This is a genomic window from Bacillus sp. N12A5, from assembly GCF_026790125.1.
GTDB lineage: Bacteria > Bacillota > Bacilli > Bacillales > Bacillaceae > Bacillus.
This window is the reverse complement of sequence record NZ_JALAMR010000009.1, coordinates 203794-228158: the sequence shown is the minus strand read 5'-3', so window position 1 is coordinate 228158 and position 24365 is coordinate 203794. Positions and strand designations below refer to the sequence as shown.

The following is a 24365-nucleotide window of genomic DNA, read 5'->3' as shown; positions in this document are numbered from 1 at the left end:
TACGATGAAACTAAAAGTTTCGTTTCGAAATGTTTCAAAGCAGTATCATTTGTATAAAAAACAATCGGACAAGATTAAAGGATTGTTTTTTCCGGCTAAGGATAATGGTTTTTTTGCTGTGCGGAATGTCTCCTTTGACGTGTATGAGGGTGAGACAATCGGTTTTGTAGGAATAAACGGGTCAGGGAAATCGACCATGTCTAACCTGCTGGCTAAAATTATTCCGCCGACCAGCGGTGAAATTGAAATGAACGGCCAGCCGTCGCTGATTGCGATTGCTGCCGGTTTAAATAACCAATTAACGGGCCGGGACAATGTCCGGCTTAAGTGTTTGATGATGGGGTTAACCAATAAAGAAATTGACGAGATGTATGACAGCATTGTGGAATTTGCCGAGATTGGCGATTTTATTAATCAGCCGGTTAAAAACTATTCCAGCGGGATGAAATCACGTCTCGGTTTCGCAATTTCTGTTCATATTGACCCTGACATTTTAATTATTGACGAAGCGCTCTCTGTAGGGGACCAAACGTTTTATCAAAAGTGTGTAGACAGAATAAATGAGTTTAAAAAGCAAGGAAAAACCATTTTCTTTGTCAGCCACTCCATCGGCCAGATTGAAAAGATGTGTGACCGCGTCGCTTGGATGCACTACGGCGAGCTTCGCATGTTTGATGAGACAAAAACGGTTGTCAAAGAGTATAAAGCGTTCATTGATTGGTTTAATAAGCTGTCGAAAAAAGAAAAAGAAACATATAAAAAAGAGCAAACGGAAGAACGTAAGAAAGAAGATCCTGAAGTGTTTGCCCGTTTCCGCAATAAGAAGAAAAAGCCGAAATCATTGGCTAATGCGGTTCAAATTGCTATTTTGTCTATCCTGACTGTATTCATGGCAGGAACGATGTTCTTTAATGCCCCGCTTCGTACAATTGCTTCGTTTGGCGCTATACCGCAAAATGAAGTGAAGAATCATCATGGCAATGCTAAGGGCAAGTCAGAGGAACGTTTAACCGCAGTCAATAAGCAAGGGTTTATAGCAGATGAAAAAGCGTCTGTTTATAAGGACCAGGATTTGAAACAGAAAGCTGACGTTACACTGCCATTCGGTACCGAGGTGACAGTAGCTGCAAAAGGCAAACAAGCAGCGAAAATAAAGTTTGACGGTCAGTCTTATTTTGTGAAAAAGAAGGCTGTTGAAACAAACGTGAAATATGCTGAAGTGCAGGCTGCTGCCTTTACGCCTTATGTCACGCAAAATGCAGCATCTTCCTATGATTACTTCCTGAAATTCTTGGGAGACAGCAGTGCCAGCATTCAATCGAAATTGAATGGATATACTGAAGGAGATACAGCTGACGGCAGAAAAACGTTAGATTTTGATTATGAAAAAATCAGCTATGTGCTGGAGAATGATAAAGCATCAGAGCTAATCTTTCATAATATTTCTCCCGTTACTCCGGCGTCACTATCTTTGAGTGACACCGATGTATTGTATGACAGCAGTAAAAATCGTTTTCTTGTGAATACAGACGATCGGGTTTTTACAGTTGATAATGAAGAGCATACGCTGACCCTGATGTCGAAATAAGAAAAGGCTATTGGAGGAATCTCCAATAGCCTTTTTGTTTAGATTTCTTCTTTGTTTAGTAAACCTTCCATAAATGGAACGAGCTGCTCGCGAAGCTCTTTATCCTGCATCGCAAACTCAAGAGTAGTTGTGATGAAGCCGAGCTTTTCACCAACATCATAACGCTTGCCTTCAAAATCGTAAGCAAACACTCTCTGAATTTCATTTAACTTTTGAATGGCATCTGTCAGCTGAATTTCTCCGCCGGCGCCAACCTGCTGCTCCTCTAAGTACATGAAGATCTCAGGCGTGAATACGTAACGGCCTAAGATGGCAAGATTAGAAGGTGCTGTGCCTTTAGGCGGCTTCTCAACGAAGTTTTTCACCTGGTAACGGCGGCCTTCACTCGTAAGCGGGTCAATAATGCCGTAACGGTGTGTTTCTTCTTCAGGCACTTGCTGAACACCGATAATAGAAGAAAGCGTTCTTTCGTATTCATCCATTAACTGGCGTAATCCCGGGGTTTCTGCCTGAACAATGTCGTCTCCAAGCAGAACCGCAAACGGTTCATCACCGATAAAGTTGCGCGCGCACCATACAGCGTGTCCGAGTCCTTTAGGCTCTTTTTGACGGATATAGTGAATATCAGCCAGATTAGAAGCTTTTTTCACCTTTTCAAGGAGTTCAGTTTTTCCTTTTTCTTCTAGGTTTCTTTCAAGCTCAGGAGAGTAATCAAAATGATCCTCAATCGCACGCTTGCTTTTTCCTGTTACGATAATAATATCCTCAATACCGGCTTCAACAGCTTCTTCAATTATGTATTGAATGGTTGGCTTATCAACGATAGGAAGCATTTCTTTCGGCATTGCTTTCGTAGCCGGCAAGAATCTCGTTCCGAGACCCGCGGCAGGGATTATGGCTTTACGTACTTTTTTCAATTTCAAAGCACCTTCCTTAAGAACAGATTTAGGGTTCAGCTGTTAAATGCTGAGTATTTAAAATGTTTGAGTTTCTTTTCTCATCAATACCCTATTTTCATTCTGTTAAACACATTTAATCATATAAGAAAAACCATTATTAAACAAGAGTCAATTCAGTGACTTTAGATTAAGGAAATACAAAAAATTAACATCAATTATAGATAAGACAGTTTACGCGGACCCGAAAAATTCCAGAAGAGTAACTGCTTTTTCATCTCTAGAGCCAGCACAGCAAAAATGATATAATGTAGTTCTGAAAATGTGACTGTACGAATTTTTTCGAAAGGTATAAATAGATGATGACGATTAAGGTTTCTATCCCAAAATTAGCATATGTTTGCACAGGACTGAATGCTGCAAAAAAGTTTAATATCAATACAATCGATTGGAATTATCCAATGGAAATTGTCACTTTACATCATGAGCCTAATGGGCCTTCTTCTTTTAAAGATGCAGCTGTTATCAATATGTACAGCTATTTTAAAGGATCTGAACCTCAGAAAGATAAAATCAAGCATCCTATTGAACAGGAAGGTTTAACATATATTCAAGAACCGAACAAGCCTATTTACCGGTATTACCAAAATGGGCGTTATATCAAATACCAAAGGTTTACAGCATCAGGAGAACTTGCTGTTATTGACTACTTTAACGAAAACAGGCAAAGGTTTAAAAGAGAAGAATACGATTCATCCGGCTATGTACACAGTTTAATGTACATGGATCTGGAGGCTAACAAACCGAAGCAGCATCTTTATGTAAGAGCAGACGGCACCTGTTATATGACCAAATGGTATAAGAATGATGGCACGACTGAAAAAATTGTCATTTTTGACGAAAAAGAGAATATAGTCAGTGTGTTGTATTCAGAAGATGAACTATCACATTATTTTCTGAGCCGTTTGATAAAGGAAACGGATTATTTATTTTTAACTTCTGAAGTGGAAATATATACAACACTAAAATCTCTTTCAGTTGAATATCCTTCTATGTATTTAGGTTTTATAGAGACAAATGTGATGTTGGACAGCCCTGAAAAGGAAATAAGCCATCTTGATGCGTTCGTGGTCCCTTCATTGAAGAGATATCATGACACGATTGAAAAAACGGGGCCTCGCACAAATATTTATTACGTTTCTGAAGAGCCTTTTACCCGCAAACGTTTTGTGGGCAAATTAATTGATCAGGTGCCTTTCAACAATCAATTGAAAGATATGAATGTTGAGCTGTTAACGGCAGAATGGCAATCAAGAGATTTATATTTGTCAGCCAAGGTCGAATTTAAAGGCGACGTTCCAACCCATTCTGTTGACCGTCACAAAATGTATTGGAAAGTAAAAAATAAGAAGAGCGGTACTGAAAGTACGTTTAATGCAACAGTAAGCGTAAGCAATGAGGAAGAGCTGATATTTACTGTAAGCGGCACTCTTCGTGTTCATTCAGTATTAGATCAGCTGTCCATGATCGAATTGTATCTCTGTTCAGAGTGGGATAATAGCTTCTTTGCATCGGGTGTACGCGTAACCGATCTAAAGAAAATTTCATCATCAGAACAAAGCATTTCAGGCTGGCAATTGACTTTAACAGTAGAAAATAATTATTTGCGTGTCCAGACGGCCGAGGGACTTCGGAGAAAACTAATGAACCGGCTGTTTACAAGGAAATAGTAGAGAAGCTTTACCAGAAGAAGGAGCTTGAAGATGAGAAGGATCTTTTCACTAATATATGAAATAGACATTGAAAAAGGCGGCATTACAAGCTCTATGATGTCAAGATCTTATACATTTGCGGAGCGCGGCCATAAAATCGATTTGGTCACACTTGATTATAAAGAGAATTATGACCAGATTGAGAAAGAGCTGAAGAACGCAGGAAGATTGCATGCTGATGTAAATATCCTCAATATTTATGATGACTATAAAAATCAGCATAAGCATATAAAAGTCGGGAATGCACAACAAAGTTATTATGAACAAAATCGCAATCGCTTTGAAGAACCCTATGCCATGTATCATAATGAGGAAAAATCAGAAACGGAATACTTCAAGAACGGTTTATATATAAAAAGGAAAAAGTGGGATGAGTCGGATAACCTTTTATATGTAGATCACTTCAATGAAAATATGCAGATGACAAAGCGAGAATACTTTCGTGACGCTTATGTAAATAAAACGGTATTATTCGATACGAGAAGCGGAAAAATCAATCAAATTCACTACACAGCACCGGACGGTTTCTGTTATCTTACGGAATGGTATCATTTTCATACGGGAGCCAGCCAGGGAGTTATGCTGTTTGAACGAGATGAGAAGGAAGCTGTCTCTTTCAAAAACAAGCATGCGTTTCATACACACTGGCTTGAGAAGCTATGTGAAAAGGAAAAAGACCCTATTATTATCTGTGATGGGGTCGGAAGTGCTTCTAAAGTAAATGAAATGCGTGAAGGATTGGCAAAACGATATTACTGTGTCCATTCAAATCATTTAGATTATCCATACACGTTAGGCAGCAAAGTCCGGAAAAATCATCAATACGCAATGGAGCATATTAACGATTATGACGGGCTGATCGTATTAACGAATGAACAAAAAGAAGATATCATGAAAGATTTTGAGTCGAACAATAATATTTTTGTTATCCCTCATGCTCCAAGAAGGCTTAAAAAATTACAAACGTATGAAAAAAAGAAAAACGAATTTGTCATGGTGGCCAGATATCATGAGGAAAAAGGGATCGATAAAGTCATAAAAGCAATGGAAATCGTAAAAAAAGCGCGTCCTGAAGTTGTCCTTAATATTTACGGCAGCGGTCCTGGCCACGAGCAATACCAGCAACTGATTGATGATCTCCGGCTTGATAATGTACATTTAAAAGGTTATATTGCAAATCCTGCGCCGTTTTATCAGCAGGCGCTTGCCACATTATTAACATCAAAATTTGAGGGGTTCAGTCTTGCCATTTGTGAATCGTTTTCGTGCGCAACCCCTGTTATCAGTTTTGATGTGAAATACAGCCCGAGAGAGCTTATAAAAGAACACGAAACGGGAATGCTTGTAGAACCTGATGATATTGAAATGCTTGCTGAGAGTATCATTTATTTGTACGACAACCCAGAGAAAGCCATTCAATATGGAAAAAATGCAAAGAACTTAATGGATACACAATATAGTGAAGACCGATTGTTTGAAAGATGGGAAGAAGTATTTGAAATGACGAAATAATACATTTCTATACGTTTTTTGTTCATTATATGAGCTTTTGTGAAGAAATAGAAGCGGATAAGGATAGAGGTGTCATGTTGAAAATTACTGCAGCAGTACCCACATACAACTCAGAACATTTTATCTCCCGCTGCCTGGATAGTCTGGTTCAACAAACCATGCCGAATAATGAGTACGAAATTATTTGTGTAGATGATTGTTCTCAGGATGGCACGGTTTCAATATTAAAAAAGTACAGTGAACAGTATTCTAATATAACGGTTATTGAACGAGAGGAAAACTCGGGGGGGCCAGGAGAACCAAGAAACCAAGCCATACGTGCTGCCGGCGGTGAATACATTTTTTTCATTGATTCCGATGATTATATAGGAATTGAAGCGTTTGAGAGAATGTATCAATTTGCAAAACAGCACGATTCAGATATTGTGCTTGGAAAAATGGTCGGTGTAAATGGCAGATCGGTACCGCAAGCTATTTTTAAGGAAACAAAACCTGAGGCAGATCTTGTTAAATCTCCACTTGTCTACTCAATTGGCCCGACAAAACTTTTTAGAACTTCACTGCTAAGAGAGCATGACATATATTTTCCTTCCAATATACAGGCCACAGAGGATCAGGTATTTGTCATGAAAGCTTATTTAGAAGCGGACAAAATTTCTGTCTTGGCCGACTATGATTATTACTATGCCGTACAGCATGACGGCGAGCATATGACATTTGCATATGTTGCGCCCCAAAGCTACTACGGCGCTATGAAGGCCATCATAGATATGATTTGGGAGAGCCGTTTATCTCATACTGGCAAAAAGAAGTTTATGGCGAAGTTTTTAAATCGTCATTTTGACTTTTCCAGAACAACGGACTTTACCGTAACAATCGAGGACGAAAAGGAGCAGCAAACATGGATGACAGAGCTGCATCATTTTGTTGAACAAAATATTCCGCGGGAAATTGACAAGCTTGTTCATTCTCATACGCGGTTAAAATTATATTTTGTGCGTCATAATGACTTAAAGGGTTTGAAGCAATTTGAGGCGGATAAAGAAAATATGACTCAATTTACGTCAATTAAAAATGGTCATATCATAGCAGATTATCCCAGCCTTTTCCCGTATCATTTAGCAGAGAACGAACGGATCATTGATGACAGAAACAAAATCAGTCATTACGTAAGCGAATTTCAAATGAAGAACAACACTTTTTCATTAAAAGGGACGGTTACCCACTCGGCCTTACAATCAGAGCATCAAGCTATGCAAACTTTATCCGGCATTTGGGTGCACCGTGATAGAAAAACTGAAAAAATCATTTCTCCGGTGTATGCCAAGGACGGGGAATTTGAATTTCTCACGAAGTTTGCTGATTTGGCCGTTAATGAAGAAGATATTGGAGTTTGGGACTTCTTTATTGAATCAGAGATTGACGGTTATAAAAAACGCGTCCGAATTGGCAGCAGCAGAGAAAAATATCCCTATACAAAGCATGCTAAATATATTGGGAATAACGGGGAGTATGCTTTCAGCGCAAGACCGTACTTTACAAAAACATACGATAATTTGTCGGTGGAGATAAGAAAGCAGGAAGTTCTGAAAGTTGAATTCAGAAATGATGATTCGGATCAGTATTTAACATTTGTATTCCCTGGAAGCCAATTGTTTTTTCCGAAGCAATCTTTATTATTGCTTGAATTCAATAACCAAGAGTTTTTAATCCCAATTAAAAAACAAATCAGCTCCGCTGACGGGACAGTGATACAGGTTGACAGGAATCTCGTTGAACAAAAATTTGCCCCGGCTCATTTACAAAACACCAATATCGTTTTATCCATCAATTCATACAAAACGACATTGGTACCCAAAAAGGATGTCAGCGTTTATTTTTGCAGTAAGAATATTGAAAAAAAGCTATGGTGCTTTAAAATAAAGAAGAAAGTAGATCTATTTATACAATCAGACCAATCCAAATTTTATCTAACAGCCCGTTAAACGAAGAAACCAGGTGACAAATATGAAAAAACTAAAGGTCATGACCGTCTTCGGGACCAGGCCCGAAGCGATCAAGATGGCACCGCTTGTGCTTGAATTGAGAAAATATCCTGAAATAGATTCCTATGTCACGGTCACTGCCCAGCACAGACAAATGCTTGATCAGGTTTTAGATGCGTTTGACATCAAGCCTGATTTCGATTTGAACATTATGAAGGAGCGGCAGACGCTGGCAGAGATTACGTCCAACGCCCTTGTGAAATTGGATGAGCTGTTTAAAGACATCAAGCCTGATATTGTACTTGTCCATGGTGATACGACGACGACGTTTGCCGGAAGCCTAGCTGCCTTTTATCATCAAATTGCTGTCGGCCATGTGGAAGCCGGGCTCCGTACGGGGAATAAGTATTCTCCTTTTCCGGAAGAGCTCAATCGCCAGATGACAGGGGCGATTGCTGATTTGCATTTTGCGCCGACAGGCCAGGCGAAAGACAATTTATTAAAAGAAAATAAAAAGGCCGACTCTATTTTTGTAACGGGCAATACAGCAATTGATGCACTCCGCACAACGGTTAGGGATGGTTACTCACATCCTGTCCTCGATCAGGTGGGCAAGGATAAACTGGTTCTGCTGACCGCGCATCGCCGGGAAAATCTGGGCGAGCCAATGGAAAACATGTTCAAGGCCATCCGCAGAATTGTTGAGGAGTTTAACGATGTACAGGTCGTTTATCCTGTGCACCTGAATCCTGTTGTCCGTGAAGCGGCTCAGAAGCATTTCGGCAATTCTGACAGAGTGCACCTGATTGAGCCTTTGGAAGTCATTGATTTCCATAACTTTGCGGCAAAATCGCATTTCATTTTGACAGATTCAGGCGGCGTACAGGAGGAAGCACCATCACTCGGGAAACCGGTGCTTGTGCTGCGCGATACGACGGAACGGCCTGAAGGAGTGGAAGCGGGAACGCTGAAACTTGCAGGGACGGATGAGGAAACCATTTATCAGCTGGCAAAACAGCTGTTAACTGATGATGATGAATACCGGAGAATGTCTCATGCTTCTAATCCGTATGGAGATGGAGAGGCTTCCCGCCGGATTGTGGAGGAATTGCTGTTTCATTACGGATATCGGAAAGAACATCCTGATTCATTTACAGGCAAATAAAAAAGAAGCTTTGCACATTGTGCGAAGCTTCTTTTTGTTTTACTTTTCGAGGCTTTCCTTCAGCTCTTTTGTGATATCTGAAAGTGCGCTTTCATCAGCTTGGTAATAGTAAATTCCATTGATTTTCGTGCCTGTGCCTTTCAGTTCGTGCTGTTTAATATTTTTGCGCGCGCCTTTGTAGTCAGACTGGATATCCCACATGTCATCAAAGGTCAAGTTCGTTTTCACATTATTTTCAACAACTTTAAACATATCTCCAAATTTCGTGATGGAAGAAATATTAGCGCCTTTATTAATAATACCCTGGATGACTTGACGCTGGCGGTCCTGACGGCCAAAATCGCCTCTTGGATCTTCTTTTCTCATCCGGGTATAGGCGAGTGCCTCTTTTCCGTTCAGCGTGATTTCTCCTTTGCCGAACGAATAACCGTCATAGCTGAATGCGAATGTGCTGTTAACTGTAATGCCGCCAAGTGTATCAACAACGTCTCTAAAGCTTTCCATGTTCACTTTTACGAAATAATCAACCGGAACATCGAGGAAGTTCTCAACCGTGTCGACTGTCATCTGGGTACCGCCGAATGCGTATGAATGGTTGATTTTATCCATTGTGCCTTTTCCGATAATTTTTGTATATGTGTCACGCGGAATGCTGACCATGTCAGTTGTATTCGTTTTCGGGTTAACAGTCATATAAATGAGCGTGTCGGCACGGCCTTTATCGCCGTCGCGTTCATCCACACCCATGATTAGCACGGAAAACGGGTCTTTTTTATTGATGTTGACCTCTGTATCCCTCTTTTTAGATTTATCAATACTTTCATGAATACTTGCCACGGTTGTAGCTGCTTTATGCCATAAGTAGTATGCATAGCCGCCTGTTCCGAGTACAAATACGGCCACAATAGCTAATATGACAAGTAACACCTTTCTTTTTTTCTTTCTTTTTTCAGCTCTCATAATAAAGTCCTCGCTTTTTTGTAATCTAGTACGATTATAAGTTTCTTAATATTTGAAAACAACTAAAATTTGTCTGATTCTTTACAATAGACGGCTGCTTGTAACAAATGTTTCGGTATTTTAAGAAAATCCGCAAAAATTTTTCGTTGTTTTGAAACAAATCTTAAAATAAGCTTAAAAATGTCGATAAAAAGAGGAGAGGTGATATAGGAATGAAAAAACTTACTATTTTAATGTTCTCAATGCTGCTTCTTTTATCTGCGTGCGGAACAGCTGAGAACTCATCAGGTTCAGAAACAAATTCAGATAGCCAGGATGCGGCTGCTGAAGAGACTGTAACGAAGGAAGGCACATTTGCCGGTTTGGCGGACAGCCATACGATTGCAGTCACTATTGATGGTGAAGAGACTTCGATTCAGGTTGGTTCAGACCTTCAGGACAAAATGAACAGCATTTCAGAAGGGCAAAAAGTTGTGGTCAAATATACAAAAGATTCAAATGGCGCATTAATGCTTAAGGATCTTGAAACGAAGTAATAAAAACTTCTTAGGGGGTTCAATGTTTTGAAAAAAATGAAGCTCTTGCTTCTATCGTCAGTCACAGCGGCAGCTCTTGCATGCCCGTCGTTTATGGAGTCTGCGAAAGCCGCTGATAAAACCATTTCGGTTAAGCTGAGTAATTATGTAGGCAGCAAGTCAAGCTTGGATGTCGATATCACAGGCGGCTATGAAATTCCCGGCTCGAGAATTGCGGATACAGAGCGATATGGAGGAGCTACCCGTTTTGATGTTGCCAATACTGTAGCTTCAGCCGGATGGACAAATCCGACGACAGTGGTCATTGTGAATCGAGACGCTTTTGCCGATGCGCTCTCAGCAACACCGCTTGCCAAAAAATACGATGCACCCATTTTGTTAACAGACGCGGATTCATTAACACCTAAAACAGAAAGCGAAATTGCTAAACTAAATCCTGACAATATTCTTATCATTGGCGGGACGATCAGTGTTTCTAAAAATGTAGAAAATACATTAAAAAAATATGGTTCTATCGATCGGATCGGCGGAGCTACCCGTTACGAGGTTTCTAAAAACATAGCCGACCGAATGGGGAATTACAGCCAGGCAGTAGTGGCTACAGGCATGGTCTTTACAGATGCCCTGTCAATCGCGCCATATGCTGCAATGAACGGTTATCCGATATTACTTGCGGGAGACAATAACATCCGCAGCGATTACAAAATTCCGAGCAAGGTTACGATTGTCGGCGGTCCGTTGAGTGTCAGCACTGGCGTGGAAGCGACGTTAAAAAAGCAGGCGACTGTGAAACGAATTGGCGGGGTTTCCCGATATGAGGTTTCTGCCAATATCGTAAAAGAATTAAATATGAAAGCAACAAAGGTATTCATGTCAAACGGCCAAACATTTGCGGACGCATTGACGGGGTCTGTGCTTGCAGCGAAGCAGGGCAGCCCTTTACTTCTGGTTGAATCTGGAAGTCTGCCATCGCCAGTTGCTGATATAGTGGCGTCAAAAGGAACTCAGTCATTTGCGCTGCTTGGAGGAAGCATTTCCATCAGTGACACGCTAAAGAACAAACTGGCAGATACCTTTGCAGGGACTGGCTATTCAGTCAAGTTATCAGGCGGAAACCTGGTGCTTTATAAAGGCAGCACTGCTATCAAAACGCTTGGAACTTCTTTCACAGCAAATCCTAAAAAATATGCAACGACAAATTCTATCAGTTTGAATGGAACGCCATATCTCGGAAACATGAAATTTACCATTGAGTCAGGCAAATATGTTCGTCCGATCAATGTGGACATACCTTTTGAAGATTATTTAAAGGGTGTTGTTCCTCATGAGATGCCGGCGAGCTGGCAAAAAGAAGCATTAAAAGCCCAGGCGGTTGCGGCCAGAACCTATTCCATTTCTTCTGCTGGAAAAGAAGTGAAAGATACGACAGCATTTCAAGTATACGGCGGTTATGATTGGAATTCGAAGACTTCAGACGTAGTAGAGGCTACAAAAGGAAAAGTGCTGAAATACAATGGCAATTTGATTTCAGCTACTTATTCATCAAGCAACGGCGGGTATACAGAAGCGAGCGGCGAGGTTTGGAGCAGCCAGCTTCCTTACTTAATCGCCAAAAAAGATACGTATGACCCGCAAATCAGCTGGTCTCTTTCATTAAATAAAACCCAGCTCGATAAAAACAGCTTGAATCTCAAAAGTCCGGGATCCTGGTGGAGCTCAAAAAATGAAACAAACTCAGCCTATTTGAGCGGTTTGAAAAGCTGGTTTATTAAAAATAAATACAGCAGTGCCGAGTCTATCAAAATCACGAAAATATCCAGTGTGAAATTCAGCACGGAGAAAACGGCCGGTCAGCGGCCGGAAACAGCAAGCGTCACCTTCTCATATTTCGTGAAAGAAAAATCGAATGGCTACATTCTTTCAAATGGCAGCCTGAGTGAAAAAACAGCAACTATTTCTGTGCCGACAACAGAGCTGAGGACAATGCTTGGCGCTTCGAATATGAAGAGTACATACGCTTCAGTCTCAAGCAATACAAATGCCTTTATCATTAGCGGTAAGGGATACGGACACGGCATAGGCATGAGCCAGTATGGAGCTAATGCCAGAGCAGCTGCCGGACAATCATATACAACGATTTTAAGTTTTTACTATCCGGGAACGACTCTATCAAGCTATTAAAAGATTGATAGAAGTCCAGGGAGGCGATACGCCTCCCTCGTTCGTTATTTGATGTATGAATCATTATCAATCTTTGGAGGGACTATCTTTGCGGATCTTTCTTAAAAGCATACCGATGCTGATATTAGGAGTCGTGCTATTTATACCAAATGCGTTTGCGGCCAACTCTGTGACAAGGCTGGATGGAGCAAGCAGATATGAGGTTGCTGTAAATGTTTCAAAACAAGGCTGGAGCAGTGCGAGCACAGTTGTTGTGGCGAATGGAACAGCATATGCCGATGTATTAACTGCCGCTCCGCTCGCTTATAAATACAATGCGCCGATTCTATTGACGGAATCATCTAAACTGACTACGCCGACTAAAGAAAGAATCAGCCAGCTTAAACCGAGCAAGGTCATCGTCATTGGCGGAACGATCAGTGTTTCTAACAACGTTGTAAGTGACATTAAAAAATTGGGTGTTTCCACTGTGGAACGAATCGGCGGAAGAAGCCGCTACGAAGTTGCCCAAAATATTTCCAAAAAATTATCTTCAAATTCAAAAGCAGTAATCGCAAATGGAACTGCATATGCTGACAGTCTGGCAATCGGTTCTTATGCTGCACGTAATGGCATTCCAATTCTTCTGACAACTGCAAGCTCCATTCCTGCACCAACGAAAAGTGCGATGAGCAGCAAAGGAACAACTTCGACTATTGTGGTCGGAGGAGAAATCAGTGTCTCTAAAAGTGTTTACAGCCAGCTTCCTTCGCCGACAAGAATCGGCGGAAACAGCCGTTTTGAAGTGGCAGCAAATATAGCAAAGAAGTACTATTCATCATCAAAAGCTGCATTTGTCAGCAATGGCTATCAATATGCAGATGCCTTAGCGGGTTCTGTGCTGGCAGCGAAGCAAAATCGTCCAATGCTTTTTACTGATGCCGGTTCACTGCCTACTGCAACAAGAACAGTCATCGGATCAAATAGCAAGAACACATTCACTGTACTTGGGGGAACCATTTCAGTTACTAACAATGTCGTGAACCAGCTGAAAAATGTCATTGTAGGCAAAAAGGTATTTGTAGATGCCGGACACGGGGGTTATGACAGCGGAGCGGTCGGTAATGGTTTGAAGGAGAAAGATGTTAACCTTGCCGTTGCTAAGCTTGTAAACAGCAAACTGTCTAACGGCGGAGCGATTCCGATTATGGCCAGATCTACCGATGTTTTCTTAGAGCTTTCTGAACGGGTTGCTAAAGCGAAAAGCAATAATGCAAACCTGTTTGTAAGTATTCATGCCAATTCAGCGAGCCCTGCTGCAACCGGTACTGAAACATACTATTATACAAAGTATGAGTCAGAAAACAGCAAACGGCTTGCGACAGAAATACAAAACAGACTCTATAAAGCGCTCAATACTCAAAACCGTGGTGTGAAAATCGGGAATTTCCATGTCATTAGAGAATCAACGATGCCGAGCAGTTTAGCGGAGCTGGCATTCATTTCAAATGCGAACGACGCAAGTAAGCTAAAGAGTGCTTTGTACCAAGAAAAAGCAGCTCAAGCAATATATGAAGGAATTATCGGCTATTATTAAGGAATAAATTAGTATACGTTAATAGCGGCTTGCCGGCAGAACCCATCAGGAATTGCCGGCAAGCTTTTTTATGCGATAAAATGAGAAAAATTTTAAACAGTACATGCTATGTAAAAGTTTAACAAGATTTAAGGTTTGGCCTATTCTTATTGACAGATGTTTTTGATATAATTATCTGGCAAAAATATAACCGATCCATTAGGGTAGTGAGGTAATCGATGAAAATAAGCATTGTTATCCCTGTATATAATTCAGAAGATCTTATTTCCGAATGTCTTGACAGCTTAGTTAATCAAACGATGCCAAAAGAGGATTATGAGATTATATGTGTTGATGATAAATCTACGGATTCATCTCTAGACATTTTGAATCAATATAAAAAGAAACATGACAATATTGTTGTTGTTGAAAGAACGGTAAATTCAGGCGGACCAGGTGCCCCGCGGAATGATGCAATAAAAATTGCCAAGGGTGAATACATCCTGTTTGTTGATTCCGATGATTATCTGGGCAATGAAGCATTGTTAAGGTGGTACAATTTCTCAAAAGAGAATGAATCAGATATTACCTTAGGAAAGTTAAAAGGGATAAACGGCCGAGGTGTTCCAAAATCAATGTTTAAGGAAACGAATCCGGATGTTGATTTGGTTGATTCCAAAATTGTATTCACATTGGGACCTCAAAAACTGTTTAAAGCCTCACTTTTAAAAGAAAATCAAATCACCTTCCCTACTCACATAAAAGCAGCGGAAGATCAAGTTTTCACAATGAACGCTTATTTGAAAGCAAAGAAGATTTCTGTTTCAGCTGACTATGATTATTACTATCTGGTCAAAAGAGACGGCGAACATATGAGTGTTGCTTATGTTCCTCCAGAGAACTTTTATGGAGCAATGGAGGATATTATCTCTGCTATCAAGGCAAGTGATCTGGAAGAAGCGAGAAAAATTAAGCTGATGGCCGTATTTTTAAACAGGCATTTTGATTTTTCCCGGACAAAAAATGTCACGATTAAAATGAAAACCGATGAAGAAAGAGCTGAATGGTTTAAATACTTGTCATCATTTATTCATGCAGTGCCTGAAGAGGCTGATCAATTTGTGCTTCCGCATATTAAATTGCGGCTGCTGTTTATCCGGAATAATGATTTGCAAGGATTAACCCAGTATGAGCGGGAGGAACAGGACATTAAAAAGTTCTGTACTGTACATAATGGGGAGTTAATTGCACGTTATCCGAGCTTAGAGCAATATCCAATTTCTGAAGAACTATTAAAAGTAAATTATAAAAATAAGCTTGAACATTACTTGCAGAATATTGAATTTAGCGATAACAGCCTCAGCATTCAAGGAACCATTAAACACAAATTGGTCAATGATGAAATGAATAATAATCAATCTCTGACGGGAGTATTTGTTCATCGCGATACAAAGGCGGAAAAGTACATTTCACCGGCTTCATTTGAACATTCAACATTTACATTTGAGTGCAAGTTTGATGAACTTGCATCTGCTGAAGAAGATTTAGGCGTATGGGATTTCTTTATCGAATCAACAATAGGCGGCTATAAATTAAGGGCAAGAATAGGAAACAAGCGTGCTGCGTACAAGTATTCAACAAAAACGATGTATTTAGGGCATAACGCTTTGTTTGTTTTCAGCGCAAGACCATATTTCACAATGAACTATGATAATCTTTCGATTGATATCAAAAAGCATGCTTACACAGAAGCTGAACTTTCTTATGAAACAGAATCAAAAGATTTATCATTTATATTTAAAGATAAACAAATCTGTTTGCCGAATGAATCAAGACTCATTGTGAATACCGGACAGTCTGAAATCTCATTACCGGTAAAACGAATTGATTTAGAGCCTCATTGTACGAAACTGACAGTCAACGTGCAGAGCTTGCTTGAACAGCTAGCTCATGTAAAGAAAGAGCGATTAATTGAATTTGCGATCAACACTTCTCAAAATAAAATCAGTGCGAAAGTGGATAACCAAGCCATTATTCTGGGCACAAAAAGCGTAGAACGAAAATCTATGTTATTCTTCAGTAAAATGGTTGAGGTTCAATACAAGCTGTTAACGTCTAAATCAAAATTTTATTTTCAATATTAAATGCTTCGCAGCGCAAAAGAGACAAATCTGGAAAATGGTTTGTCTCTTTTTTTATACAATATGCTTAATTATTAAAAAAAGTGTCTAAAACAATAAAAAGTTTACGATTAAATGTCAGAAAAAATAACAAATTCACACTTCTTAACATACCATTTACATCCAATTAACATCTGTCTGCTAAACTGACTGGCATAGGTCATCATAACATCCCAAACAAATCGTGAGGTGTGTGTCAGTGAGTGCAGAGAAAAGCATGAATGTGAGTCGTGAATTCTCAGTTCAGCAAATAAATTCTTTTACATTATCTGAAAAGACGGCTCGTTATTTGGCAGTAAAGCGCGTAATGGATATTTGGTTTGCGCTCATTGGATTGGCGATTGCGCTGCCAATGATTGCGGTATTTTCAATATTGATTTGTTTGGAGACGCCGGGGCCTGCCATTTATACGCAGGAACGCGTAGGGAAAGGCGGGAAACCATTTAAGCTTTATAAGCTACGTTCCATGAAAATAGATGCCGAGAAGTCTGGGGCGGTTTGGGCGCAGAAGCAAGATCCGCGGGTGACCAGGATCGGAGCTTTTATCAGAAGAACGAGAATTGACGAGCTTCCTCAGCTGTTTAATGTGCTGAAAGGCGATATGAGCATGATTGGCCCTCGTCCGGAACGTCCTGTGTTTACGGAAAAATTCCAAAATGAAATTCCAGGCTTTACACAGCGTCTGGCTGTTAAACCGGGATTGAGCGGCTGGGCTCAGGTGAACGGCGGTTACGATATGACGCCGAAGGAAAAGCTGATATTTGATTTATATTACATTCGCAATCTGACTTTCACTTTAGAATTAAAAATTATGTTAAAAACTTGTAAAGTTGTTTGGACAGGTGATGGTGCAAGATAAAACTGAATGTCTGGATTCACCATCAATCTGAGCTTAAAAAGAAGTAGGGAATATGATGCCAAGTATTACAAAACAAATCATGAGCGGTGCAAAGTGGACAAGTATTTCAACCATCTGTATTACAATCATACAAATCGTTCAGTTTGCCCTGCTAGGAAATATGATGACCTTAACGGAATTTGGACTCGTCGGCATGATCACAACAGTTACAGTATTCGCCCAGATTGTGCTTGATATGGGTTTTGGCGCAGCGCTGATTCAGAAAGATGATGCGACGGAGCGCCAGCTGTCAACATTGTATTGGCTTAATATTATGACCGGCGTGCTGCTGTTTGTTCTTTTATATGTGAGCAGCCCTGCCATTGCGGGATTTTATCAAAGGGAAGAGCTGGTGTTTCTGATTCGGATTTTGGCGATTATGTTTTTGATCGCGCCAATCGGACAGCAGTATCAGTATATGCTGCAAAAGCAGCTTCATTTTAATACGTTAAGTAAAATTGAGATTTTTTCAAATGTATTGTCCTTCGGATATTTAGCGATAGCGGTTTTTATGATGGATGCAATTTTGGCATACGTCATTTCTCAAGTGCTTCTGCAGTCCAGTAAAGGGATTTTATATTGGGCCGTATACCGGAAAAAATGGCATCCCGCTCTTGTTTTTGACTTGAGGGGCATGAAGGGGTTCTTTTCCTTTGGAGCCTTTCAGCTTTCATCCCGCCTTGTGAACAGGCTGGGCGCGAATATCGATATGATTTTGATCGGCCGGTTTATCGGTGCTGAAGCGCTGGGGATTTATAACCTTGCTTACCAGATTGTCACCATTCCAGTTTTAAAGATCAATCCGATTGTCACACGGGTGGCATTCCCTGTCTTCGCAAAAAACAAATATGAAAACAGCGTGATCAGAGAAGGCTTTCTGAATATGACAAAAATGCTGGCGCTCGTCTCGTTTCCGCTGTTAATCGGGCTCGTGTCTGTGTCAGACGCCTTTGTCGCAGCGGTTTTCGGAGAAAAATGGCTTGCTGCTGTTCCGGTCCTCAATGTTCTCGCCATTGTCGGAATACTAAGAGTGCTCATGAATCCAAATGGATCTGTGCTTCTTGCTAAAGGCAGGGCGGACTTAGCGTTTTATTGGGATTCCGGCGTGCTGCTGCTGTACGGCTTGTCACTGTTTGCAGCTGTGCAAACAGGAAATCTGCAGACAGTCGCATGGGTGTACGCCATCATCAGCGTTTTCAATTTTATGATCGGGCGCTGGCTCCTGGCATATGTCATCAAGCTTAACCTGTTGGCTTATTTCCAGTCTATAATGAAGCCGTTTCTGATTACAGCCGCTATGGGCATCATTGCGTTTGGTGTAAGCCTGGGGACGGAACACTTCAGCCTGCAGGCCGAAATGAGGCTGGCCATTTCAGTTCCGGCCGGGGCGCTGTGCTATCTCTTTCTTTTGGTAAAAGCGTACCCTCAAACGAAAAGCAAACTACTAAGAAAAGGACGTTTGTCATGAAGATTTTGTGGATCACAAGCGTATACCCGAGCAGTCTGAAACCCGGTGAGGGTGTGTTTCATGAGACACAGGTGCAAGAACTGCAAAAACTCGGGATTGATATCACCGTGATATGCCCAAGGCCTTTTCATTCGGCGCCTGTCCGTATGCTGAAAAAGGCGTATCGAAAAAAGGATGCCAGACCGGAGTATGAGATTAGGAAGGGGATACCGGTTTATCGGCCTTTCTATCGAGCAGTTCCCGGCCAGCTGAAGTGGGCGCAGCCCCACCGGAGAATCGCATCAGCCGTTTTAAAAACAATGAAACAGCGCGATTTACATCCGGATCTGATCCATGCGCATTTTGCCATGCCATCAGGCGGGGCAGCGGCAGTCGTGTCGGAAACAGCGCGAATTCCTTATGTCCTGACCTTGCATGGCAGTGATGTAAATGTCTATCCGCACTACAGCAAAGGGGCATTTAAGGCCTTCAATCGTGCGGTAGGCTCCGCATCAGCTGTTTTAGCAGTCAGCCACAAACTTCAGGAAGAAACGAAAAAGCTTTCCGGCTTTGACAGCTCGGTTTTGCCGATTGGCATACAGCTCAGCCGTTTTCAGGAGAATGAGGAAACGAAAGAAGAAATCAGAAAAAGACTCGGACTCCCGCTCGATCAGCGTCTGGCTGTCTTTGTGGGCCGGCTTGTCAGGGAGAAAGGCATTTTTGAACTGTCTGAAGCGATCGAATCGCTGAAGGAACCTCCTACGGCAGTCTTTGTCGGAGACGGTCCCGCAAAATCAATGATGATGCAGAAGGGGCATATCGTCACAGGCCAAGTGCCGAATCATAAGGTAAGAGACTATTTGCTTGCGGCAGACCTATTCGTGCTTCCTTCTTACAGTGAGGGGATGCCGACTGTCGTAATTGAGGCGCTGGCGCTAAGAGTCCCTGTCATCTGTACAGATGTTGGCGGAGTGGCATCTTTATTCGGAAAGCATCAGCATCTGCTGATTAAACCGAAATCCGCGCAAGCCTTGGCGGAAGCGATCACTCTGTACGAACATGAGCAAATATGGAAACCGGAAGTAGCAGATGATTTGTATGAGACCGTGCAGGCTCAATTTGATGCCCGAAAAAATGCCAAGGCCTTGCATCATCAGTATCTGACGGTTATGAAAACATCCGTTTAATCGTAAGTAACTGCGACCAATATAAATAGGAAGATCATTTTACAGGAGAGGGATGAGCGCTGTGAAAAAAATAGCTGTAATTGGAACAGGTTATGTAGGACTCGTATCAGGCACTTGCTTTGCGGAGATCGGCAATAAAGTTGTTTGCTGTGATATTGATGAATCAAAAATCACAAGTCTGAAAAATGGAGTAATCCCGATCTATGAGCCAGGGCTTTCAGACTTAGTTGAAAAAAATGTGCTGGATCAGCGTTTGTCCTTTACGAACGATATTCCATCCGCCATTCGGGCATCCGACATTATTTATATTGCTGTCGGAACCCCGATGTCCAAAACAGGTGAAGCTGATTTAACGTACGTCAAAGCGGCAGCGAAAACAATCGGTGAGCATCTCAACGGCTATAAAATTATTGTAAATAAAAGCACAGTTCCGGTCGGAACGGGAAAACTGGTTCAATCGATCGTTCAGAAAGCTTCAAAAGGAAGATACTCATTCGATGTTGTATCTAATCCTGAATTCCTTCGGGAGGGCTCAGCGATTCATGACACGATGAATATGGAGCGCGCCGTGATTGGCTCAACCAGTCATAAAGCCGCTGCCATCATTGAGGATCTGCACCAGCCTTTCCATGCTCCTGTCATTAAAACAAACTTAGAAAGTGCAGAAATGATTAAATACGCCGCGAATGCATTTCTGGCGACAAAGATTTCCTTTATCAACGATATCGCAAACATTTGTGAGCGAGTCGGCGCAGACGTTTCAAAAGTTGCTGATGGCGTTGGGCTTGACAGCCGTATCGGCAGAAAGTTTCTTAAAGCGGGTATTGGGTTTGGCGGCTCCTGTTTTCCTAAGGATACAACCGCACTGCTTCAAATTGCAAAATCTGCCGGCTATCCATTTAAGCTCATCGAAGCTGTGATTGAAACGAACGAAAAGCAGCGCGTTCACATTGTAGATAAACTCTTAACTGTTATGGGAAGCATCAAAGGAAGAACCATTTCCGTTCTCGGATTGGCCTTCAAGCCGAATACAAACGATGTGAGATCCGCTCCAGCTCTTGATATTATTCCGATGCTGCAGCAGCTGGGTGCCCATGTAAAAGCATATGATCCGATTGCTATTCCTGAAGCTTCAGCGATTCTAGGCGAACAGATCGAGTATTGCACAGATGTGTATGCTGCGATTGAGGACACTGATGCATGCCTGATTTTAACAGATTGGCCGGAAGTGAAGGAAATGGAGCTTGTAAAAGTGAAAACCCTCTTGAAGCAGCCAATCATTATCGATGGCAGAAATTTATTTTCACTTGAAGAGATGCAGGCCGCCGGATACATTTATCATTCCATCGGCCGTCCTGCTGTTCGTGGAACGGAACCCGCTGACAAGTATTTTCCGGGCTTGCCGCTCGAGGAACTCGCTAAAGACTTGGGGAGCGTCAATTTATAAATAGAAAAGTGTTGCTTGGTTGAAGCTGCCGGCTGCTTAGGCTCGGCCGCCGGCTCCTGAAACATCAGGAAAGGGGTTAAACATGTGAGTATCAAACGTTCAGCGGTCCATACGCTTACGTTACTGGCCGCTGCCATATTTGGAGTCGTCCTACTGCTGGGCGCCATCCGTACAGACACAGGTTTCATGCAGATGGCTGCCGTGCTTGCGGTGCTGGCAATTGGTTTGTTTGCGCTGACGCTTGCAACCGCATTTACAACGAAAGAACGGCTCTTTATGGCTGTCATTTATATTTTGATCGCCTGCACTTTTTTAAATAATGCATTCTTTGCCATTCATCTCGGATTTTTCAGTTTGTTCCTTTACAGGCTACTGCTCATTGCAGCGGGATGCCTCCATGTCATCGGTATGGTTCGGAATCGAACACATATTGAAAGATGGAACGGGCTGCAAGTGAAAGGGATTTTACTCTTTTTCGCCTTTTGGTTTATATACGGTCTTGTTTCACTGCTGTGGGCAAAATCAGTGACAGCCGGCATCAAATATTTGGCCTTATTGGCAATGGGAATCTTCTTCGTTTACCTCATTGTCATGTACGTGCAAAAAATGGAGCGGCTGATGATTGTTTATTCCATTTGGCTGGTGATGACAATACTTCTGATGATCATTGGTTTTTACAATCATATCACCCATCATCATCTTCCGAGTTCAACGCTTTACACTGGACCGGAATATAAGCAGCATTATCCGACATCGGTCTTTTTTAATCAAAATGACTTTGCGACATTTTTATCCATCAGCTTCTTTTTGTACATCGCATTGGTGAAAAACATAAAGAATGGATACATCAAGGCGATTGGCCTTTTTCTTTCGGTCTGTGCGTTGTATTTAATTTTTGCTACCGGTTCAAGAGCCAGCCTTCTGGGGATTTTTGCGGGCGCTGCTGTCTACATCTTTATTGTATTGCCGCCTGTTTTAAAGAAAATCGCCATCAGGCTGTCTGCAGCGGGAATCACCATTTTTGCAGTTCTTTTCGCCAGCCGAATTTATTCAAAGTTTTGGGAGCTGTTTCTGGCCCCGCAAACGCTGCATTCATTTCATGAAACGCTGCCGTCAAATGTGGCCCGGGCCAATCTGCTGAAAAACGCATGGCACTTTTTCCTTGATTCATACGGATTCGGAGTCGGAGCAGGGAATGTATCCTATTACCTTGAGCATCATGCGTTATATGATACTGACAACGTCACAGAAGTGCACAATTGGCTTGTTGAAATTCTTTCTAACTTTGGCTTGTTCATCATGCTTGGATATCTGGCTGTTTATGCCTACCTTATCTGGGTGCTTTACAAATTTTATGAAAGAAAATTGGGAAATCAGTCAAAACTGATCACAGAAGGGCTTATCACGGCTCTGGTCAGTTTCCTGGTATCCAGTATCAGCCCAAGCTCTGTTTCAAATTTATTTTTCCACTGGGTGTTTCTTGCGCTCGTCATCGCCGCTGTGAATGTGTTAAGGCGATCCAGACAGGTGCCTGAACCGATGTACAGATAAACAGACTACAAAAAGCAGGGAGACTTATATGAACGATATATTGATAAGAATAGCCCGGCGCGTGAAAAAAAATATCATTTGGATTATAGCAGTGCCAATTATATTAGGTGCGGCGGGGTATATCCTGCCGTCGCAGATTGCTGATCAAAAAAGTTTTGTAGCTGAAGACACTTTGGCTGTGGGGAGCTATGATCATCCGGTTTATAACAGCACAGAGGAGATTCCGCTTCTGCTGAAGAGCGACTCTTTTTTGAAGGAGGCGCTTCCTGATGAGAAGGATGAAAATTTGGCAGAAATCAAAGAGAAGCTTACCATCAAAACGGAATCCAAATCGTTACTGACTTTAAGCTATAGCGACGAGGATAAGGATAGAACGGAATCCGTCTTAAATGCTATTTCCTCCGCCTTTCTCAAAAACGATCAAAAGCTCTATTCAGAAAGAGAAGCCGTCATCCGCAGCAGCATAGACGCGCTTGAAGGTGAGACGGTTAGCGAGGATTCCAAGGTGGATAAAGAGAGATTTTTGTATGAGCTGAAGAACACGAAGCTTAACTTGAAACCGGCCAGTGTCACTGATTCTGAAACCGTAAGTGAGGCGGCAGGCGGCGGAATGTCTCCAAAAAAGAAAGCGGTTCTTGGCGTTATGATCGGCCTCACGATCGCCTTTATGTTTGTTGTCATTCCTGAATTTTTCAGGGAATCCTTTTAAAATCATATGATGGAGATGTGATCATGACCAATTGGAAACCTCTCGTATCTGTCATTACGCCTTCTTATAATGCGCGTGACTATATTGAAGACACGATTCATTCAGTGTTAGATCAGAGCCACTCTCATTGGGAAATGATTATCGTGGATGATTGCTCAACGGATGGCACACGCGACATTTTACAGCAATATGAAAAAATAGATGAAAGAATTCATGTCGTGTATCTGGAAGAAAACAGCGGAGCAGCGGTTGCTCGAAACAAAGCATTGGAGCGCGCTCAAGGACGTTATGTCGCATTTTTGGACAGTGATGACAAATGGAAAAAAGACAAACTGGAAAAGCAGCTTGATTTTATGATGGAGCGTTCCTGTGCGTTTTCTTTCACAGGCTACAGCCTAATGGCCCAAGACGGGACTCCGCTTGATAAGTTTATTCATGCCCCGGAAAGTCTGACGTACGATGACGCTCTGAAAAACACGATTATCGGCTGTTTGACGGTGATGATTGACAGGGAGCAAACGGGACAGATCCAAATGCCGAATATCAGAACGAGACAGGACTTAGCCACATGGCTGTCTCTTTTGAAAAAGGGATTTACCGCCTATGGAATGAATGAATGCCTGGCTGAATATCGGCTTGTAGATAACTCGATATCCAGCAACAAATGGAAGGCCGCAAAAAAAACGTGGTTTGTTTACAGGGAGATTGAGCGGCTTCATTTGATCAAAGCCACATGGTGTTTTGTACAATATGCGAAAAATGCGGTGAAAAAAAGATTATAGCCGCAAACAGAGAG

General features: G+C 41.7%; 18 protein-coding genes. 16 read left to right on the top strand and 2 right to left on the bottom strand.

Annotated features, from left to right (window positions below; genetic code table 11):
- Positions 1-4 precede the first annotated feature (4 nt).
- Positions 5-1588 carry a teichoic acids export ABC transporter ATP-binding subunit TagH gene (gene tagH / locus MOC09_RS12670; protein WP_268367358.1) on the top strand — a complete coding sequence of 528 codons (1584 nt, stop codon included), beginning with the start codon at positions 5-7 and terminating at the stop codon, positions 1586-1588.
- A gap of 38 nt (positions 1589-1626) precedes the next feature.
- Here the strand turns inward: tagH and galU are convergent, their stop codons facing one another.
- Positions 1627-2505, bottom strand: coding sequence for a UTP--glucose-1-phosphate uridylyltransferase GalU (gene galU / locus MOC09_RS12665; protein WP_268370713.1), 879 nt, complete (start codon positions 2503-2505; stop codon positions 1627-1629).
- Positions 2506-2843: 338 nt separating this feature from the next.
- On the opposite strand from galU, the gene MOC09_RS12660 reads away from it, so the two are divergent.
- From MOC09_RS12660 to wecB, 4 genes are all read left to right on the top strand, one after another.
- Positions 2844-4214 carry an alpha-glucosyltransferase N-terminal domain-containing protein gene (locus MOC09_RS12660; protein ID WP_268370712.1) on the top strand — a complete coding sequence of 457 codons (1371 nt, stop codon included), beginning with the start codon at positions 2844-2846 and terminating at the stop codon, positions 4212-4214.
- A 33-nt stretch (positions 4215-4247) separates the two neighbouring features.
- A complete protein-coding gene (locus MOC09_RS12655; RefSeq protein ID WP_268360524.1) occupies positions 4248-5768 on the top strand; it encodes a glycosyltransferase in 1521 nt (506 codons plus the stop codon).
- 74 nt (positions 5769-5842) lie between these two features.
- Positions 5843-7753, top strand: coding sequence for a glycosyltransferase (locus MOC09_RS12650; protein WP_268370710.1), 1911 nt, complete (start codon positions 5843-5845; stop codon positions 7751-7753).
- A 22-nt stretch (positions 7754-7775) separates the two neighbouring features.
- Positions 7776-8918, top strand: a complete 1143-nt coding sequence (wecB, locus tag MOC09_RS12645; protein ID WP_268370709.1) for a non-hydrolyzing UDP-N-acetylglucosamine 2-epimerase — start codon at positions 7776-7778, stop codon at positions 8916-8918.
- Between the two features lie 39 nt (positions 8919-8957).
- Here wecB and lytR read toward each other — a convergent pair whose 3' ends face one another.
- Entirely contained in the window at positions 8958-9878 is a 921-nt protein-coding gene (gene lytR, locus MOC09_RS12640; RefSeq protein WP_268360521.1) for a transcription antiterminator LytR, read from the bottom strand.
- Positions 9879-10090: 212 nt separating this feature from the next.
- Here lytR and MOC09_RS12635 point away from each other — a divergent pair, with 212 nt between their 5' ends.
- The 11 genes from MOC09_RS12635 (at position 10091) to tuaG (ending at position 24351) form a co-directional block, all read left to right on the top strand.
- A complete protein-coding gene (locus MOC09_RS12635; protein ID WP_268370707.1) occupies positions 10091-10414 on the top strand; it encodes a hypothetical protein in 324 nt (107 codons plus the stop codon).
- Between the two features lie 27 nt (positions 10415-10441).
- The gene (locus MOC09_RS12630; protein WP_268370706.1) at positions 10442-12595 is read left to right on the top strand and encodes a SpoIID/LytB domain-containing protein; all 2154 of its coding nucleotides are present in this window, start codon (positions 10442-10444) and stop codon (positions 12593-12595) included.
- 88 nt (positions 12596-12683) lie between these two features.
- Positions 12684-14171: an N-acetylmuramoyl-L-alanine amidase gene (locus MOC09_RS12625; protein WP_268360519.1), complete on the top strand. Its 1488-nt coding sequence runs from the start codon at positions 12684-12686 to the stop codon at positions 14169-14171.
- A gap of 218 nt (positions 14172-14389) precedes the next feature.
- Positions 14390-16294 (top strand): (poly)ribitol-phosphate teichoic acid beta-D-glucosyltransferase TarQ, encoded by a 1905-nt coding sequence (gene tarQ, locus MOC09_RS12620; RefSeq protein WP_268370704.1) that lies wholly within the window; start codon positions 14390-14392, stop codon positions 16292-16294.
- 235 nt (positions 16295-16529) lie between these two features.
- Positions 16530-17189, top strand: a complete 660-nt coding sequence (locus MOC09_RS12615; RefSeq protein ID WP_268360517.1) for a sugar transferase — start codon at positions 16530-16532, stop codon at positions 17187-17189.
- A gap of 55 nt (positions 17190-17244) precedes the next feature.
- Positions 17245-18696 (top strand): teichuronic acid biosynthesis protein TuaB, encoded by a 1452-nt coding sequence (gene tuaB / locus MOC09_RS12610; protein ID WP_268370770.1) that lies wholly within the window; start codon positions 17245-17247, stop codon positions 18694-18696.
- Positions 18693-19862 (top strand): teichuronic acid biosynthesis protein TuaC, encoded by a 1170-nt coding sequence (gene tuaC / locus MOC09_RS12605; protein ID WP_268370702.1) that lies wholly within the window; start codon positions 18693-18695, stop codon positions 19860-19862. The genes tuaB and tuaC overlap by 4 nt, the downstream gene beginning before the upstream one ends.
- Positions 19863-19923: 61 nt before the next feature.
- On the top strand, positions 19924-21309 hold the full coding sequence (gene tuaD, locus MOC09_RS12600) for a UDP-glucose 6-dehydrogenase TuaD (protein WP_268370700.1): 1386 nt from the start codon (positions 19924-19926) through the stop codon (positions 21307-21309).
- A gap of 84 nt (positions 21310-21393) precedes the next feature.
- A complete protein-coding gene (tuaE, locus tag MOC09_RS12595; protein WP_268370698.1) occupies positions 21394-22860 on the top strand; it encodes a teichuronic acid biosynthesis protein TuaE in 1467 nt (488 codons plus the stop codon).
- A 28-nt stretch (positions 22861-22888) separates the two neighbouring features.
- Positions 22889-23569: a teichuronic acid biosynthesis protein TuaF gene (gene tuaF / locus MOC09_RS12590; RefSeq protein ID WP_268360512.1), complete on the top strand. Its 681-nt coding sequence runs from the start codon at positions 22889-22891 to the stop codon at positions 23567-23569.
- A 23-nt stretch (positions 23570-23592) separates the two neighbouring features.
- Positions 23593-24351 (top strand): teichuronic acid biosynthesis protein TuaG, encoded by a 759-nt coding sequence (tuaG, locus tag MOC09_RS12585; protein ID WP_268360511.1) that lies wholly within the window; start codon positions 23593-23595, stop codon positions 24349-24351.
- Positions 24352-24365 lie beyond the last annotated feature (14 nt).